We start from the raw sequence: 16,876 nt of genomic DNA, 5'->3' as shown, positions 1-16,876 counted from the left end.
CTTAGTGTCGGGCACAACACGAAGCAACAAGGGTTGTGGGGTGATGAACGGGGCAGAGCGGCTCAGGCTTTTCCGCGATCTTCTGGAGGAGGCCCATCGGGCGCTCGATCTGCAGTTCGGCTTCGAATTGTGGGATGGTTCTACCATTCCCGCCGACTTGGCGTCCTATGCCATGCGCCTCGTGATCCGGCACGAGAACGTCATCGCGAGCCTTCTCCGCCGCCCGAACTTGGACACGGTGCTCAACGCCTATGTCTCGGGCCTGCTCGACCTCAGGAACGGCACCCTCTTCGATCTCGCCGCCCAGCGCCCGCAGAAGGCCGGACGTCGCCTGAGAAAGGTGAGCAAGGTCAAGGCATTGAGGGCTGCCTATCACTTTCTGCGCGCCCCTGCCGACATGCCGCGCCCCCTCGACAAGGTGGAGGAGAATCCTCAGGCCAGGGACGGACGGCCACAGACCAACAAGAGGAACGTCGCTTACCATTACGACGTCTCGAACGACTTCTACCGGCTCTTCCTCGATCCGAAGATGGTTTACACCTGCGCTTATTTCCAGCCGGACTGGCATGACGATCTCGCTCGCGCTCAAGCGGACAAGCTCGACATGATCTGCCGCAAGCTGCGGCTGAAACCCGGTGACCGCTTCCTCGATATCGGCTGTGGCTGGGGGGCTCTCATCTGCCATGCGGCACAGCACTACGGCGTGAAAGCCACCGGCGTGACGCTGGCCGAGGAGCAGGCGAAGCTCGCCAGGGACAAGATCGCCCGTCTCGGTCTGCAGGATCGGGCCGAGGTTCTGTTGAAGGATTTCACCCAGATCGAGGGAGAGTTCGACAAGATCTCTTCCATCGGCATGTTCGAGCAGGTGGGTATCAGGAACTACCCGACCTACTTCCGCTCGGTGCATCGTCTCTTGAGGCCGCGCGGTCTTTACCTGCACCACACCATTGCGCGGCGCGCGAAGAGGAGCGAACGTGCCTTCCGCAAGCTCAAGCCCGAATCCAAGGCGCTCACCCGCTACATCTTTCCCGGCGGCGAGCTCGATCACCTCGGCATGTCGATCGCCAATCTTGAGCGCTTCGGTTTCGAGGTGCATGACGTGGAGGGCTGGCGCGAGCATTACCAGCGCACCACGCGCCTGTGGTGGGAGAATTTGAGCGCCAGGCGCAAAGAGGCCGAGGCCATGGTGGGCAAGGAGAAAACCCGCATGTGGCTTCTCTACCTCGCCGGCTGTTCGCTGGCCTTCGAGCGCGCAGCGGTGGGCGTGAACCAGACGCTGGTTTCCAAGCGCACGCGTGGGCCATCAGGCCTGCCGCCGAGCCGGGCGGTCTGTATGGCTAAACCGAAAATGTCCGCTGTTTTCACAACGGACACTTCGCAAATTCGACCTCTCGCTCGGGTTGGCCTCCAGGCAGCCGCTCGGCTGCCGGGCTATGCGGCCCGTACGCCCGCGAGGAAGCTGTCGACCTCCTGACCGAGGCTGGTCGAATGGCGCGATAGCTCCTGGGCGGCGCTCAGGACCTGGGCAGCCGCCGCACCGGTTTCGCCCGCCCCGCGACGCACCACGCCGATATTGCTGGTCACCTGTTCCGTGCCACGGGCGGCTTCCTGCACGTTGCGCGAAATCTCTCTGGTGGCAGCTCCCTGTTCTTCGACTGCGGCAGCAATGCCGGTCGAGATCTGGGCCATCTCGGTGATCGTCTGAGCGATCTCTTGAATGGCTGCGACCACATCCCGGGTTGCCTGCTGCACCCCGGCAATCTGCGTCCCGATCTCTTCCGTCGCCTTGGCGGTCTGGCTCGCCAGGTCCTTGACCTCGGAAGCCACCACCGCAAAGCCGCGACCGGCCTCGCCCGCGCGTGCGGCTTCGATCGTTGCGTTGAGCGCCAGCAGGTTGGTTTGGCCGGCGATGGTGTTGATGAGTTGGATCACATTGCCGATTTTCTCGGCCGTGTCGGCCAAGGCCTGCACGGTAACGTTCGTTCGCCGGGCTCCCTCGACCGCATGATCCGCGATGCGTGCGGACTGGGCCACCTGAGCGGCAATCTCCTGAATCGAGACCGACATCTCTTCGGTCGCTGCCGCCACCGTTTGCACGTTGGCCGAAGTCTGTTCGGCGGCCGAAGCCACGCTCACCGTCTGGGCATTGGTCTCGTCCGCCACCTTCGTCATGGATTGCGCCGTCGTTTCCATCTCAGCGGCAGCACCCAAGAGGCTCTGGGTCAGAGCGCCCACCTTGGACTCAAAGCTACGAGCCAGTTCGGTCATGATGCGTCGCTTCTCAAGCACGTTCTGTTCTTGGGCGCGCTCCTGCTCCGCGCGCAGGCGCTCCATCTCCTCGCCGTTGGTCTTGAAAACCTGAATCGCAGCAGCCATCGCGCCGATCTCGTTTCTGAGGCTTAAGCCCGGCACGGGCGCGCCATAGTCACCCTTTGCCACGCGTTGCATTGCAGCCGTCATGGCCAGAAGAGGATTCGTGATCGCCCGACCGATGCCGAGAGCCGCGATCGTCAGGATCGCGAGAACCAAGCCGATCGCGGACCAGATCATGACGGAGATCTGGGACGTGGTGGCCTCCGCAGTCGTCTGGGCGGCCTCGAAATGCTCACCAACCGATTTCAGAATGTCCGCGATGACGGGCTCGACCTCACCATAGGACTCCGAGAGGGCCCTGCTTTCCACCTGGAGCTGCATGCGAGCCTCAATGAAGGCGAGGGTAGCGCGCTGGTAGGATGTAATCGCATCGACGAGCTCAGTCTTGGTCTTAGCGGGAATCGAGGCACCGGAAATGTCCTGCAGGAATTCGTTCACGCGCTTCTTGATATCCTCGCCGTATTTGGGGTCGCCGCGGAGGATGAAGTCCTTCTCGTGGCGCCGCATCATCAACAGAAGAACTGTCAGATGCTGATCGTCGAAGTTCTCAAGTCGTTTCTCGGCCGCATGAGCCGAGTCCCGCATCGCTCCCTGCAGCCCTGACTTCTCATCGAATCCGAGTTTGCGCTGGATGTCGATGACCGTGCCGAAGTGCTGAACATAGCGCGCAAGGCCAGCCTTGAGCTTGGCGACCTTGGGCTGAAGATCGGCTTGGTCGGGTGATGTTGCGATCTGCTTCTCGGCCTCCGCGAGATCGCGATTGACCTCGCTAATGCTGCTCGCATGATCGGCGACATGTTTCTCGTCGCTGCGCAGGAAGAAGTCCTTTTCGGCGAGCCGGGCCTTCAGCAAATCCTTGTCGGCTGAGTCAATCAGATGCTCCAGATGCGTGGCCGCGGCGGCTTCGCGGCGATGCTCCTGCACAGAGCCGTCCCCGATCATGTAGACGAGGGCAAGGACCACCACCCCGATGGCCCCGAGCAGACCGATGCTCAGGATCTGATTTCGCAGCGAAACCCGTGACAGGAAAGAAACCATAAGAGACCCGTGGTCGAATCATTGTCGGCAATCCGGCGGAGGATTGCCATTCGACCCTTTTGCGAGGCTTGCATGTGATCCTCAGCGGGGATCTCGATTGAAAATCAGTTGCACCTTTTCGATGCCCATGTCCGGATCGATCTATGGCGTCACCACCACCCGCGTGCCCACGCTCACCTGATCGTAGAGATCGATGATGTCCTCGTTGAGCATGCGGATGCAGCCGTAAGAGGCATAGGTGCCGATGGAGCTCGGGCGGTTCGTGCCGTGGATGGCGTATTCGTCGAGATCGAGGGTGAGTGCCCGCGCGCCCATGGGATTGTTCGGCGCGCCGCCGGGAATCACGTCGGGAAGGCGGGGATTGTCGCGTTTGACTTCCGCTGGCGGCGACCAAGCGGGACGTACGTATTTGCCGTCGATCTGCGCTTCGCCGAACCATTGCTTGCCCGGCTTCCCGACGGCCACACGGTAGCGCAGGGCGGTCCCGTCACCGCGCACGTAATAGAGCCGCCGCTCGCCCGTCTTGATGACGATGGTGCCCGGCGACACGCTTGTCCCAAACGGCACGACCTCGCGGGCCGATGCGCCCGAGACGGCAAGGGTGACAGCGGCCCATGCGATGGCGATCCGCGCAATCATGTCTCGAACCCTCCTTCTTTGAAGACACGAGGGTGAGACGCGAAGGAAACGGCTGCGGTTCCGATGGTCTAAAGAGCGTTCTCGCCGGCAGCGGGAGCCGATCTGGGATCAGGCACAGGATATCGTGCTTTTCGCCGTCATCCCCGGACTTGCTCCGGGGATCCACGCCTTTCATGCGTAGCAGTTCTTAAGACATGGATGGCCGGGACGAGCCGGCCATGACGCTAGAGTGTGCATTGCGATCCCGGGTTCCGCTATGCGGCCCCGGGATGGCGTATCGATCAAGCCGCCTTCGTGCGCTTGTTCTGTCTATTGGTGATCAGGTCGTCGACCACGGTGGGGTCGGCCAGCGTCGAGGTGTCGCCCAGCGAGCCGAATTCGTCCTCGGCGATCTTGCGCAGGATTCGGCGCATGATCTTGCCGGAGCGGGTCTTCGGCAGGCTTGGGGCGAACTGGATCAGGTCCGGCGAGGCGATGGGGCCGATTTCCTTGCGGACCCAGGCTACCAGCTCCTTGCGCAGTTCTTCCGATGGCTGCTCGCCCGCCATCAGGGTGACATAGGCGTAGATGCCCTGGCCCTTGATGTCGTGCGGGTAGCCGACGACGGCTGCTTCCGAGACCTTCGGATGGGCGACGAGCGCGGATTCCACCTCCGCCGTGCCCATGCGGTGGCCGGAGACGTTGATCACGTCGTCCACGCGGCCGGTGATCCAGTAATAGCCGTCCGCATCGCGGCGGCAGCCGTCGCCGGTGAAGTATTTTCCCGGATAGGTGGAGAAGTAGGTCTGCACGAAGCGTTCATGGTCGCCATAGACCGTGCGCATCTGGCCCGGCCATGAATCGGCGATCACGAGATTGCCCTCGGCTTGGCCCTCCAGCACCTTGCCTTCGGCATCCACGACCTCAGGTCTAATGCCGAAGAACGGGCGCGTGGCGGAGCCGGGTTTCAGCTTCGTGGCACCTGGCAGCGGAGTGATGAGAATGCCGCCGGTTTCCGTCTGCCACCAGGTGTCCACGATGGGGCAGCGGCTGTTGCCGACGACGCGATAGTACCATTCCCAGGCTTCCGGATTGATCGGCTCGCCCACGGAACCAAGCAGGCGCAGCGATTTGCGCGAGGTCTTCTTCACCGGCTCCTCGCCCGCCTGCATGAGCGAGCGAATGGCGGTCGGCGCGGTGTAGAAGATGTTCACGTTGTATTTGTCGATGATTTCCCAGAAGCGGGAGATCGACGGATAGGTGGGCACGCCCTCGAACATGAGAGTGGTCGCGCCGTTCGCGAGCGGGCCATAGAGGATGTAGGAGTGACCGGTCACCCAACCCACGTCGGCGGTGCACCAGTAGATGTCGCCGTCGTGGTAATCGAACACGTATTGATGCGTCATCGCCGCATAGACGAGATAGCCGCCGGTGGTATGCAGCACGCCTTTCGGAGTGCCGGTCGAGCCGGAGGTGTAGAGGATGAACAGCGGATCCTCCGCATTCATCTCCTCATAGGGGCAATCGTCGGATACCTGCGCTGCCGCCTCGTCGTAATACACGTCACGGCCCGGCACCATGTTCACGGCGCCGCCCGTGCGGCGAACGACGAGTACGTGGTCCACTACGCCCCGACCCACGGTTTCGATGGCCGCGTCCACGTTCGCCTTCAGCGGCACCTTACGGCCACCGCGCAGGCCTTCATCCGCGGTGATGACGAAGGCGGACTTGGCATCCTGGATGCGGCTGGCAAGCGAATCCGGCGAGAATCCGCCGAACACCACGGAGTGGATGGCGCCCAGCCGCGCGCAGGCGAGCATCGCATAGGCAGCTTCCGGGATCATCGGCAGGTAGATCGTGACGCGATCGCCCTTTCCGACACCGCGGTTGCGCATGATGTTGGCCATGCGGTTCACTTCGGCGTGAAGCTCGCGATAGGTGATCTTCTTGGATTCCGACGGATCGTCGCCTTCCCAGATGATGGCGACCTGATCGCCGCGGGTGTGGAGATGCCGGTCGACGCAGTTATAGGCGACGTTGGTGATGCCGTCCTCGAACCAGCGGATCGAGACGTTGCCGGGACCGAAATTGGTGTTCTTGATCCGGGTCGGCTGCCTGAACCAGTGGATGCGCTTGGCTTCCTCGGCCCAGAACTTGTCCGGGTCCTTCACCGAAGCCTCGTATTTCGCGCGGTAGCCGGCATCGTCCAGATAGGCGCGGTGGCTCCACTCGGACGGCACGTCGTAGATCTTCTCTTCCATGACGCTTCTCCCAGACTCGTCGTTATCGAGTAATTAGGTCTAGGTTTACGGAAAGAGAGAGGGTTCGGGCAAGCGGGGCGGGGATCGGACTTTGGTCTTTGCTACTTTTGGGTTGTCGCTCGGCGCAGTCCCCAGGGAGCCCGATATCTAGACCCCGAAGGATCCGATCACCGCGCCCTGTACCAGCAGCACGCCGAGCCAGTGTCCGCCATCGATCAGGGTGAGCCTCCGCTTCTGGCCTCCGAAGCCGTGGTTGACGGTCAGGGTGGTGATGACGAAGCCGAGCCACATGAAGAAGCCGGAAAGGACGCCATTGCGGATTGTGACCTGTCCCATATGGTCGATGACACCAGCCAAAACCCAGCCCATGACGAGGAGCGCCACAAAGGCGATGATGAAGGGACCGGGTGAGGGCTTCAGATCCTCACGGGTCTTGCCGATGGCCGACATCCAGGCATTCCCAAACGACATGTACCAGACCATGCCGAACAGCCATCCAGCGACGGCGCAGACGAGAATGGCGACGAAGTTGGTTCCGGCAAATGTCATCGATGGATGGTCCGGTTTGGCTATAATGTATCATACATAGAACGCCGTCATACGCTAGAGCCCACCCATCTTGCAGATGACGGCCCATTCCTCGTCCGTTACCGGCTGAACCGAGAGGCGGGAATTGTTGACGAGGATCATCTTCTCGAGTCCCGGCTGCTTCTTGATCTCGTCGAGCGTGACCGGGCGCTTGAAGGCCTTGACGGCCCTGATGTCCACCATGCCGAACTTGCCGGTCTCGTCGGTGTGATCGGGGTAGTATTCCTTGATCACCTCCACGATGCCGACAACGGCCTTGCCCTCGTTGGAGTGATAGAAGAAGCCCTGCTCGCCTTTCTTCATGGCCATCAGGTTCAGCTTGGCGACGTGGTTGCGAACGCCGTTCCAGAACGTGCCCTTGTCGCCTTGCGCAACTTGGTTGTCCCAGGACCAGACGGAGGGTTCTGACTTGTAGAGCCACTTGGCCATTGTTTGCTAACTCAATGCTCGGACTTGATGGGACGGTTCATGAGCGCATCGACCGCCTGATCGAGGGTCCATGCGCCGGACAGGATCTGCTCGACGGCTTCCGCAATCGGCATGTCGATGTTTTTTGCTTTCGCCAAAGCGACGAGGGCGCTGGCAGTCGTGGCGCCTTCCACCAGCTTGCCGCCGGAGGCGGCCTCGACGCTTTGGCCCTGGCCGAGATGCAGGCCGAAGGAGAAGTTGCGCGATTGCGCGGAGGAGCAGGTGAGTACGAGGTCGCCGAGGCCGGACAGGCCCATCAGAGTCTCCGCCTCGCCGCCATAGGCGCGCGAAAAACGCAACAGCTCCGCGAAGCCTCGCGCGATGAGGGCGGCTTTTGCGCTCTCGCCGAGCCCACGCCCCACCACTGCGCCGCAGGCGATGGCGAGCACGTTCTTCGCCGCACCCCCGATCTCGACGCCACGCACATCGCTGCGGTGATAGACGCGAAGCGTAGGACCGGAGAGGGCCATCGCGAGATCTTCGGCCAGTGCGGCATCGCGGCAAGCGAGCGTCACCGCGGTGGGCAAGCCGCGTGCGACGTCGTGAGCAAAGCTCGGGCCCGACAGAACGGCGACGGGAGCGCCGGGGCGAACCTCCTCCACCACGTCGCAGAGAAATGAGCCGGTGGTGCGCTCGATGCCCTTCGCGCAGAGAACAAGCGGCGTCTCACTTGGCAGAATGCGGGCGAGGGCTGCCGTCATCTCGCGCGTCGACTGCGCGGGCGTGACGAGAAGAACCGCGCGGCATGCGGCAAGCTGGTTCAGATCGGCGGTCGGCGTGATCCGGTCATGCAGACGCACGCCGGGCAGGAAGCGTTCGTTCGTGCGTGTCTTGCCAAGGTCCTCGGCCTGCTGGGGCGAACGCATCCAGAGGATGACGTCATTGCCCGCGATGGCGGCCGCATTGGCGAGCGCCGTTCCCCAGGCTCCGGCTCCGGCAATGCCGATGGGCTTCACCATCAGGCCTTCACTCCCACCGCCTGGCCGCTGGTGTCGAGCGGCCAGCGGGCGCGGGCCGGCGCGTTGATGTCGTCGATCAGGCCAAGGCGCATCCGCTCGAGGCCCGCCCAGGCAATCATCGCGGCATTATCGCCGCAGAGCGCCAGGGGTGGGGCGACGAGCTTGAGGCCGGTTTCGACGGCCAGACGCTGGAGGGCCTGGCGCATGGTCTGGTTCGCGGCCACGCCGCCTGCCACCACGAGCGCCTTCGGCGCGCCCGCGATCTCGCGGAACCGGCGCAGGCCCACGCGGGTGCGGTCCACCACCACGTCCACGATGGCGGCCTGGAAGCTGGCGCAGAGATCGGAAATGTCGGTCTGTGTGAGCGGCGCGATCTTCTCCGCCTCGATCCGCACGGCGGTCTTGAGGCCCGACAGCGAGAAATTCGGCTCGGCCCGTCCCTGCATGGGGCGCGGCAGGGCGAAGCGCTCCGGATTGCCTCGTGCCGCCTCGCGCTCCACATGCGGCCCGCCGGGATAGGGCAGGCCCAGCATCTTCGCCGCTTTGTCGAAGGCCTCACCGATGGCGTCGTCGATGGTGGTGCCGATGCGCACGTAATCGCCCACGCCCTTCACCGCCACAAGCTGCGTGTGGCCGCCGGAGGCGAGAAGCAGAAGGTAGGGAAAACCGATGCCGTCGGTGAGCCGCGCGGTGAGCGCATGGGCTTCGAGGTGATTGACCGCCATCAGGGGCTTGCGGGTCACAAGCGCGATCGCCTTGGCCGTGGTAAGGCCGACCAGAACCCCGCCGATAAGGCCAGGGCCTGCGGCCACTGCAATGCCGTCGATGTCCTTGATCGCGCAATTGGCGTTCTTGAGGGCGCGGGCGATCAGGCGGTCGAGCACCTCCACATGGGCGCGGGCCGCGATCTCCGGCACTACGCCGCCATAGGCCGCGTGCTCGGCAATCTGGCTCAGGACTTCGCTGGAAAGGATTTCCCCTCGTCCGTCGAAGCCGACGCCCACCACGGCGGCCGCGGTTTCGTCGCAGGTGGTTTCGATGCCTAAGATGCGCATGGTCTGGAGGCTACCGTTGCTACGTGATCTTTCGGGCTTTCGGCCCGGCTGTCCTCCCCCTATAGTCCGCCCCGCCGCACAAGATCAAACGCGGATGTTGTTTAGCAGGAGTACGCAGCGGGAATGACCTCTTCACCGACCCTGGTCATCGGCACGCGCGGCAGCCCCCTGGCGCTGGCGCAGGCCCACGAGACGCAAGACAGGCTGGTCGCCTCCCACGGCTGGACTGTGGAGCATCTGCCCCTGTCGATCATCAAGACCACGGGTGATGCGATTCAGGATCGGCCCCTCTCGGAAGCCGGCGGCAAGGGGCTCTTCACGAAGGAACTCGATATCGCGTTGCTTGAAGGCTCCATCGATCTCGCCGTTCACTCCGCAAAAGATCTGCCGACGACCCTGCCGGAGGGCATCGTGATCGCGGGCTTCCTGCCGCGTGAGGACGTGCGCGACGCCTTCATCAGCCATCGTTACAAGAGCTTGGCCGATCTGCCGCCCGGTGCCGTCGTGGGCTCCGCATCCTTGCGCCGTCAGGCGCAGATCCGCCGCCTGCGCCCGGATCTGAATGTCACGCTGTTGCGCGGCAATGTGCAGACACGCCTCGCCAAGCTGGAGCGCGGCGAGGTAGATGCCACGCTCCTTGCCATGGCGGGCCTGCGTCGTCTCGGCCTCACCGATCACGTGACCACCACGCTCGAAACGGATGATTTCCTACCCGCCGTGGGGCAGGGGGCGATTGCCATCGCCATCCGCGCCGAGGACGAGCAGGTGCGTAGGGCCGTGCAGCCGATTCTCGACGCGGCTACCGGCCATGCGCTCGCTGCCGAGCGCGCTTTCCTGACCATTCTTGATGGCTCCTGCCGCACCCCGATTGCAGGCCATGCCCGTATGGTGGGCGACGAGCTCGAAATCCGCGGCCTCGTGCTGCGCCCGGACGGCTCGGAATGCCTGGAAGCTGTTCGGCGCGGCTCGCCGGAGGATGCGGTCACGCTCGGCCGGGAAGCCGGAACCGAGCTGCGGACCCGCATGCCGGCCGGATTCCTAGGGACCTGATGCGGGTTCTCGTCACACGCGCGAAGGACGATGCCGAGCGCACGGCGCAGAAGCTCGCGGCCCTCGGGCACGAGGCGCTGATCGCACCCGTGCTCCGGATTTTGCCGACGGGCGATCCTGCCTCTGTCGGCCTGTATGATGCGGTCATCGTCACCAGCGCCCATGCGGTGGAAGCTCTGTCCTCCTCTGCCGACAAGAGCGTTCCCGTCTTCGCCGTCGGCGAACGCACGGCGGAGGTGCTGCGGGCCGAGGGCTTCGCCTCGGTCATAGCAGCGGAGGGCGATGCGACTTCATTGTCCAGGCTGATTCGGGAGACGCTTCAGTCGCCTCGTACGCTTCTTCATGTCACTGGGCGGCATCACAAGGAGGAGCCGGCTTCCTCCCTTCGCACAGCGGGCTTTAAGGTGCTGACCTGGGAGGCCTATGAAGCGCAAGCCATCGAGAGCTTGCCTGATCAGGCCGAGGAGGCCTTTCAGACTGGCGAAATCGGGGCTGTGCTCCATTATTCTCGAAGGAGCGCGGATCTTTTCGTTAGGCTGGCCGAGAGGGCGGGTCTCCACACCGCAATCCGTGAGTGCCCGCATCTTTGCCTGTCGGCGGATGTGGCAGCCCCTCTAAGAGCGGCAGGCGCAGCCACTCGCGTCGCCGATCAGCCTAGTGAAGATGCGCTTCTCAGGTTGGTGATGAGCCTTTCGTGACCTGCGCTACGGCTTCGTTTAGGATGTTCGATGAGGGATCTTTGCCGAAGGAAAGGATCGTAGTCCGATGAATCCAATTCCTCCTTTAAGGCTCCAGCCTCATCGGGGAACCGAAACGCTGCGCTCAAGCTTGCCTCAATTGCATTCCATTCTGATCTGCCCCAATTGCTCCACCATGAGTGACCTGTGACCGATTCATCCGATCCCAAAGCTCCCAAGAAGGCCCGCAAGAAATCTGCCCGCGAGCCGGCAACCATCGACCTGAAGGCGACCGTCATCGATGATGGCGCGCAGCAGGACAAAGCCTGGGATGACGTGAAGCCAGAGGAGACGGTTCTGCCGGAGCCTGATGTACGGGCAGAAGACACGGTCGGCTCGCCGGAAGCGACGCTCGATTCCGGCACAAACGCCGATTCCATCGAACCAAGTGCGTCAGCCGAGGAGTTGCCGCCGCAGAGCGAAGAGCCGAGCCAAGAGCCGAGCCAAGAGCCAGGCGTTGTGCCTCCCGGTCCGCCCTCCGCTCCCGAGCGCCGGACCTCGACGGCTGCTCTTATTGGCTCCAGCCTTCTCGGCGGCTTGGTCGGCGCCGGTCTCGTCTACGGTCTGCAGGTCTGGCAGCGACCGACATCGGCGCAAGAAGATCAGCGCCTTGCCCAGTTGGAGCAGCGGGTGAATGCGCTGGGCCAGTCACGGCCGCAGAGCGTGGACTTATCGGCCGTTGAAGGGCGGCTCCAAGCGCTCGAATCGGCGCGCGGCCCGCTCGACCAGCGGCTTCAGGAAATTCAAGGAGCAGCGGACCGCGCTGCTGCCCGGGCGGAGGAGGCGTTCAACAGGCCGCTGCCCGAGCCGCCTGCACCGCAGAACGAGGCGGCGCTCAATGATCTTTCGCAGCGCCTCTCGGCTCTCGGAAACGAGGTGCGGACGAACGCGCAGAACGCGGCCAATGCTTCGAATGCGGTTCAGGGCCTGGATCGCCGTCTGGCTGAGCACGATCAGCGCTTGGCGGCTCTCTCGCAACAGGTGGCTCAGAGCAGCAAGAGCGCGGAGGCGGCGGGCCAGACCGGCACCCGTGTGGTGCTCGCCGAGCGCCTCGACAATGCGCTGCGCAGTGGCATGCCCTTTGCGGATGTGCTGGAGGGGCTGAAAAAGACCGGAACCGACCCCGAGAAGCTGAAGGCTCTGGAGTCTTTCGCCGACAAGGGAGCGCCGACAGCCGCCGCGATGCTCGACAGCTTCGAGCCGCTGGAAGCGCAGATCCTGCGGGACCAGCGTGCCGCCTCCGGCGAATGGTCCGACCGGCTGCTTCGCATGATGGACAAGGTGGTCACCGTGCGGCCCGTGAACGAACCGGGCGCGACGGGTGTTCCCGCGACGCTCGCTCGCATCCGACAGGCGCTGGCCGAGGGCGACATGGGCGGAGCGGCGGCCGCCTGGGCGTCCTTGCCTGAGCCGGCGCGGCGGATATCGGAAGAATGGGGACGGCAGATGACGGCTTTGGCCGGAGCGCAGCAGGCCTCCCGCGAGATCTCCGAAGAGTCTCTCGCCACCCTCAACCGTTCGACGCAATAAAAGGAACAGCCCAGAATGTGGCGCGCTCTCGTTTTCATTGGTCTTCTCTGCGTCGCAGCCTTCGGGGCGGTTTGGCTCGCCGACCGGCCAGGCACGGTCCTGGTCACCTTCGGCGGCTATGAGGTGCAGACCTCCGTTGCGGTGGCGGCGGTCGCTCTTGTCGGCCTTGCACTGGCGCTCGCTCTTCTCTGGTCGGCGGTGAGCACGATCCTGCGCCTGCCGTCGCGCCTCACCTTCGCCTCGCGGGCGCGCCGCCGCTCCCGTGGCTATCAGGCCGTCTCGCGCGGCATGGTGGCCGTGGGCGCGGGCGATACGATCGCCGCCCGCCGCTATGCCAACGAGGCCGAGCGCCTTCTGGGCCACGAGCCCCTGACGCTTCTTCTGAAAGCCCAGGCCGCCCAGGTCTCCGGGCATCGGGAGGCCGCAGAAGCCGCCTTCAAGCAGATGATGGACGAGGACGAGACCCGGGTGCTGGGCCTGCGCGGTCTCTTCGTTGAAGCCCGCCGCCGGGGTGATGCTCTGGCTGCCCGCGAATTTGCCTCCGAGGCCGTCCGCATCGCTCCCGCTGCCGCCTGGGCGAGCGATGCGGTGCTGGAGGCGCGCTGCGCCGAGCGCGATTGGCGCGGAGCACTGGAAGCCATCGAGCGTCGCACCTCGCTCGGCCTTCTCGACAAGGCCACCGCCAAGCGCCATCGCGCGGTGCTTTCGACCGCCGATGCCCTCGACCGGGCCGAGCACGACCCCGAGGGCGCATTGCGCAGCGCCCAGGATGCGGTGAAGCTCGCTCCCGATCTCGTGCCCGCCGCCGCTCTCGCCGGAAAACTCCTGTCCCGCCGGGGCGATCTGCGTCGGGCTGCCAAGATCGTGGAAGCCGCCTGGCGCAGCCAGCCGCATCCGGATCTGGCCGAGGTCTATCTCAACCTGCGTCCCGGCGATTCGGGCCTCGATCGCTTGAAGCGCGCCGAAACCTTGTTCAAGCTCTCGAACGGCGCACCGGAAGGCAGGCTCGCGATTGCTCGCTCGGCCTTGGAATCGCGCGAGTTCGACCGCGCGCGCGATGCGCTGGAGCCGCTTCTGGCGGATCGGCCCACAATGCGCGTGTGCCTTCTCATGTCCGATCTCGAACAGGCGGAGCATGGCTCTACAGGCAAGGGTCGAGAATGGCTTGCCCGCGCCACCCGTGCTCCGCGCGATCCGGCCTGGATAGCGGATGGTGTCGTCTCGGATCATTGGGCGCCGATCTCTCCCGTCACCGGTCGTCTCGACGCCTTCGTCTGGCAGGCCCCACCGGATGTGCTGATCGCGCCGGAAATCACCATGCACGACGACGTGACGGCGGATATCGACGACGAGCCCAGGGCGCTGCCCGTGGCGGCTGCCGAGGAGCCGCAGCCTGCAATGGCCGCCGCCTCCGCACCGGAGCCTGTCCCTGCTCCGGTAGAACCCGTCAGCACGGTGGAAGCCGCTTGGCCCGAGCCCTCGAAGGAAGAGGAAACGCCGCATCCGAAGCCGGGACCTGTGGTCTTTCCGGTCACTCCCCCGGATGTGCCTAAGCTCGAGGAGCCAGCGTCGGCTCGCCGCAGCGTTTTTTCCATCTGGTAGGCGAAATTCCGCTTGGCCCTACCCTTGCCAAGCGGCAGGCGAGAGGGTATGACGACGCCCTCTTCGATCGCATGATCGGTACGCCGCAATAGCTCAGCTGGTAGAGCACCTCATTCGTAATGAGGGGGTCGGGGGTTCGAATCCCTCTTGCGGCACCATTCTTCTCCCTTAGAAAACAAGGGTTGACGGTGGGTCCGGTAAGTCTGTAAGGGCTCGGCAGATCGTGTGGTGACCACGGTGAAGAGACAGAGGGTCGATCGAAAGATCGGCCTGTTCAGATTAGGGGCCATAGCTCAGCTGGGAGAGCGCTTGCATGGCATGCAAGAGGTCGGCGGTTCGATCCCGCCTGGCTCCACCAATCTGAACGAGACGGAGCGTGCGGGTGTAGCTCAGGGGTAGAGCACAACCTTGCCAAGGTTGGGGTCGAGGGTTCGAATCCCTTCGCCCGCTCCAATTCCAAAAAGGCCGCTCTCTCGGGCGGCTTTTTGCTTTTCAGCCTTTCACCCGCAGCACCACCGGCTCGCGAATCGTCTCCACGACAGCCGGCGGGCAGGCCTTGCGCAGGCCGCCGAGCGGCACATGGGCTACATACGGCTTCCTCAAGCCGCCGAGCGGCAGACGGGAGCACCTCACGCAGGCATATCGCGTCGTGGTCACCCGCCGTACGGGGCGCACGACAATTAGCTCGTCCACCTCTTCAACAGCAGGAGGGGCGGGCAGTGAGAGATCGGCAGCCCAGGCACTGGGGATTGCCGTCATCACGAGCATTGCCGCCGCCAGAACTCTCATCCCGATACCTCCATGACATAGAAGGAAAGCTAGGCCGATGAACGGAGCGGAAAAGCCCCGTCGGCATGGATGCTTTCCTGACAATAAGCCCGCACCCAAGCAAACGGGCCCTTGCCAGGAGAGGGAGGGCCCGTCGTGACCACAAGGGTCATGCATCATCGATGCTCATCCGGTTGAACCGGTTCATGTGATTTTCAGATTGTCGAGCTGGGAGCCTCCTCCCCATGCTCAATCCGGCATATGGAGGGTGCTTTCAGCCCAGGCGATGTCGCGATGTCAGCCTCCATTCCTTTAAGGCCGGGGCGGGTGCTCGGCCAGCTATTCCACGGTCGGCTGCCGTTTTCAGGAACCCGCACGGCGCCATCATGTCGATCCGCTGCTCCTGACAGGCTTTTGCCCAGAAGCGGGGACAGGCCTGTCATTGTTGAAAAGGTTTCCGGCGGGAACTTGTTTCAGCGTGGCGGAAAAGAAAAAAGCCCGGCAATGCCGGGCCTTAGGATTGTAGAAGCAGGGCAGATCAGGATCAGGCGGCTTTGACGCCTTGAAGGAAGGTTGCGACCTCGCGGCCGAGCTCGTTCGAGTGGCGGGCCAGTTCCTGGCCGGCTCCCTGCTGCACGTCCCCGATGCTGCCGGTCACCGCGTCCGTGCCGCGGGCGGCTTCCTGCACGTTGCGGGCGATCTCGCGGATCGAGATCGACAGCTCCTCGGTGGCGGCGGCCACCGTCTGCACATTGGCCGAGGTCTGCTGGGCCGCCGACGAGACGGTCATCGATTGCTGGGGGGCTGATCGGCCACGGAGATCATCGACTGAGCCGTGGCTTCCATCCGCGTCGCAGCCGTAGAAAGGCCCTGCGTGAGAGAGAAAACTTTCGTCTCGAAACGATTGGTGAGGTCGTCGAGCATCTGCGCCCGGCGCATTTTCGCCTGCTGCTCGGCCGCCAGGCGACCCGCTTCGATGGCGTTGTCCTTGAACACCTGCACGGCATTCGCCATCACGCCGATCTCATCGCGGCGTGCGGTGCCCTCGATGGTGACGCTCAGATCGCCGCCAGCGAGGCTGCGCATATTCGTCACGAGCTTCTGAATCGGCTCGGAGATGCCGAGGCCCAGGCCGAAGGCGATGCCGATGAGCGCGGAGGCGGCAACCAGCGCAAGAAAGATGTTGCGGCATGACGCGGCGATCACATTAAGATCGTCAATGTAGACGCCTGTGCCGATCACCCAGCCCCATTTGTCGAAGTTAACGGCATAGGAAAGCTTCGGAAAGGGCTCAGTCTGATCGGGCTTGGGAAAGAGATACGGCACGAAGCCGCCGCCTGGACGGCCCACCGTTACCATCTCCTTGAGGAACGCGACGCCGTTTGCATCTTTTGAGGTTCGAATTGTCTTTTCCTTCGAGCGACTTGCTGAAGGGGTGCATCAACATCACGTTCTGATAGTCCATGATGAAGAAGTATTCCGATCCGCCATAGCGCAGAATGCGCAGCTCATATGATGCAAGCTTTTTGGCTTCCTCCTCGGATATCTCACCCCGCTTCGAACGGGCCTCGAGATCTGTAACGATACTGACAGCAGTTTGGACCAGATTCTTGAGTTCGGCCTTTTTCTGATCGATCAGAATGGTCGAGATCGTCAGAGAACCATAAATGGAAAGCACGACCAAAGCGAGAATGCCCACAGCCATGCCGGTGTAGAATTACCGGCAACTCCGGTAAAAGCAGCGGCCCATTTCGAGCGCGCGATCAAAGTGTCTTGAGACATCTCTATCCACATCTCCCTGTCGCCATCACCATGGCGCGCGGATTCAC

General features: G+C 63.6%; 16 protein-coding genes and 3 tRNA genes. 8 read left to right on the top strand and 11 right to left on the bottom strand.

All coding sequences use genetic code 11. The features are described 5' to 3' along the window. The first annotated feature begins 43 nt into the window (after nt 1-43). The gene (locus AA309_RS16795; protein WP_084731321.1) at nt 44-1,474 is read left to right on the top strand and encodes a class I SAM-dependent methyltransferase; all 1,431 of its coding nucleotides are present in this window, start codon (nt 44-46) and stop codon (nt 1,472-1,474) included. Here the strand turns inward: AA309_RS16795 and AA309_RS16790 are convergent. The 7 genes from AA309_RS16790 to tsaD all read right to left on the bottom strand — a co-directional run bounded on the left by AA309_RS16790 (nt 1,432) and on the right by tsaD (nt 9,360). Beyond that, nucleotides 1,432-3,411: a methyl-accepting chemotaxis protein gene (locus AA309_RS16790; protein ID WP_047190158.1), complete on the bottom strand. Its 1,980-nt coding sequence runs from the start codon at nt 3,409-3,411 to the stop codon at nt 1,432-1,434. The two genes, AA309_RS16795 and AA309_RS16790, sit on opposite strands and share 43 nt — an antisense overlap. Before the next feature lie 141 nt (nt 3,412-3,552). Continuing rightward, the gene (locus tag AA309_RS16785; RefSeq protein WP_047190157.1) at nt 3,553-4,050 is read right to left on the bottom strand and encodes a L,D-transpeptidase; all 498 of its coding nucleotides are present in this window, start codon (nt 4,048-4,050) and stop codon (nt 3,553-3,555) included. A 281-nt stretch (nt 4,051-4,331) separates the two neighbouring features. Further along, nucleotides 4,332-6,290 (bottom strand): acetate--CoA ligase, encoded by a 1,959-nt coding sequence (acs, locus tag AA309_RS16780; protein WP_047190156.1) that lies wholly within the window; start codon nt 6,288-6,290, stop codon nt 4,332-4,334. A 147-nt stretch (nt 6,291-6,437) separates the two neighbouring features. Further along, on the bottom strand, nt 6,438-6,839 hold the full coding sequence (locus tag AA309_RS16775) for a DUF1761 domain-containing protein (protein ID WP_047190155.1): 402 nt from the start codon (nt 6,837-6,839) through the stop codon (nt 6,438-6,440). Between the two features lie 54 nt (nt 6,840-6,893). Next, nucleotides 6,894-7,307, bottom strand: coding sequence for an EVE domain-containing protein (locus tag AA309_RS16770; protein ID WP_047190154.1), 414 nt, complete (start codon nt 7,305-7,307; stop codon nt 6,894-6,896). Between the two features lie 11 nt (nt 7,308-7,318). Next, the gene (locus AA309_RS16765; RefSeq protein ID WP_047190153.1) at nt 7,319-8,305 is read right to left on the bottom strand and encodes an NAD(P)H-dependent glycerol-3-phosphate dehydrogenase; all 987 of its coding nucleotides are present in this window, start codon (nt 8,303-8,305) and stop codon (nt 7,319-7,321) included. Further along, nucleotides 8,305-9,360: a tRNA (adenosine(37)-N6)-threonylcarbamoyltransferase complex transferase subunit TsaD gene (gene tsaD, locus AA309_RS16760; protein WP_047190152.1), complete on the bottom strand. Its 1,056-nt coding sequence runs from the start codon at nt 9,358-9,360 to the stop codon at nt 8,305-8,307. Before tsaD ends, AA309_RS16765 begins: the two co-directional genes overlap by 1 nt. Before the next feature lie 123 nt (nt 9,361-9,483). On the opposite strand from tsaD, the gene hemC reads away from it, so the two are divergent. The 7 genes from hemC (at nt 9,484) to AA309_RS16725 (ending at nt 14,732) form a co-directional block, all read left to right on the top strand. Beyond that, a complete protein-coding gene (gene hemC / locus AA309_RS16755; protein WP_047190151.1) occupies nt 9,484-10,410 on the top strand; it encodes a hydroxymethylbilane synthase in 927 nt (308 codons plus the stop codon). Continuing rightward, the gene (locus tag AA309_RS16750) at nt 10,410-11,108 is read left to right on the top strand and encodes a uroporphyrinogen-III synthase (protein WP_047190150.1); all 699 of its coding nucleotides are present in this window, start codon (nt 10,410-10,412) and stop codon (nt 11,106-11,108) included. Before hemC ends, AA309_RS16750 begins: the two co-directional genes overlap by 1 nt. A gap of 186 nt (nt 11,109-11,294) precedes the next feature. Continuing rightward, nucleotides 11,295-12,677, top strand: a complete 1,383-nt coding sequence (locus tag AA309_RS16745) for a COG4223 family protein (protein WP_047190149.1) — start codon at nt 11,295-11,297, stop codon at nt 12,675-12,677. A 15-nt stretch (nt 12,678-12,692) separates the two neighbouring features. Beyond that, the gene (locus tag AA309_RS16740; RefSeq protein ID WP_047190148.1) at nt 12,693-14,279 is read left to right on the top strand and encodes a heme biosynthesis protein HemY; all 1,587 of its coding nucleotides are present in this window, start codon (nt 12,693-12,695) and stop codon (nt 14,277-14,279) included. 82 nt (nt 14,280-14,361) lie between these two features. Continuing rightward, a tRNA-Thr gene (locus AA309_RS16735) sits at nt 14,362-14,437 on the top strand. Between the two features lie 124 nt (nt 14,438-14,561). Next, nucleotides 14,562-14,637 (top strand) — tRNA-Ala (locus AA309_RS16730). 20 nt (nt 14,638-14,657) lie between these two features. Next, nucleotides 14,658-14,732: transfer RNA gene (locus tag AA309_RS16725), tRNA-Gly, on the top strand. A 39-nt stretch (nt 14,733-14,771) separates the two neighbouring features. Here AA309_RS16725 and AA309_RS16720 read toward each other — a convergent pair. The 4 genes from AA309_RS16720 to AA309_RS32140 all read right to left on the bottom strand — a co-directional run bounded on the left by AA309_RS16720 (nt 14,772) and on the right by AA309_RS32140 (nt 16,752). After that, nucleotides 14,772-15,068: a hypothetical protein gene (locus AA309_RS16720; protein ID WP_047190147.1), complete on the bottom strand. Its 297-nt coding sequence runs from the start codon at nt 15,066-15,068 to the stop codon at nt 14,772-14,774. A 523-nt stretch (nt 15,069-15,591) separates the two neighbouring features. Then, nucleotides 15,592-15,837, bottom strand: a complete 246-nt coding sequence (locus AA309_RS36550; protein ID WP_052954779.1) for a hypothetical protein — start codon at nt 15,835-15,837, stop codon at nt 15,592-15,594. Next, complete coding sequence (locus tag AA309_RS37250; protein WP_280136910.1) at nt 15,834-16,406, bottom strand: cache domain-containing protein; 573 nt, start codon at nt 16,404-16,406, stop codon at nt 15,834-15,836. Before AA309_RS37250 ends, AA309_RS36550 begins: the two co-directional genes overlap by 4 nt. After that, nucleotides 16,339-16,752 (bottom strand): cache domain-containing protein, encoded by a 414-nt coding sequence (locus tag AA309_RS32140; protein ID WP_052954777.1) that lies wholly within the window; start codon nt 16,750-16,752, stop codon nt 16,339-16,341. Before AA309_RS32140 ends, AA309_RS37250 begins: the two co-directional genes overlap by 68 nt. Between the last annotated feature and the right edge of the window lie 124 nt (nt 16,753-16,876).

The organism is Microvirga vignae, assembly GCF_001017175.1.
Lineage (GTDB): Bacteria > Pseudomonadota > Alphaproteobacteria > Rhizobiales > Beijerinckiaceae > Microvirga > Microvirga vignae.
The sequence above is the reverse complement of the archived record's forward strand: the minus strand, read 5'-3'. Positions and strand labels throughout refer to the sequence as shown.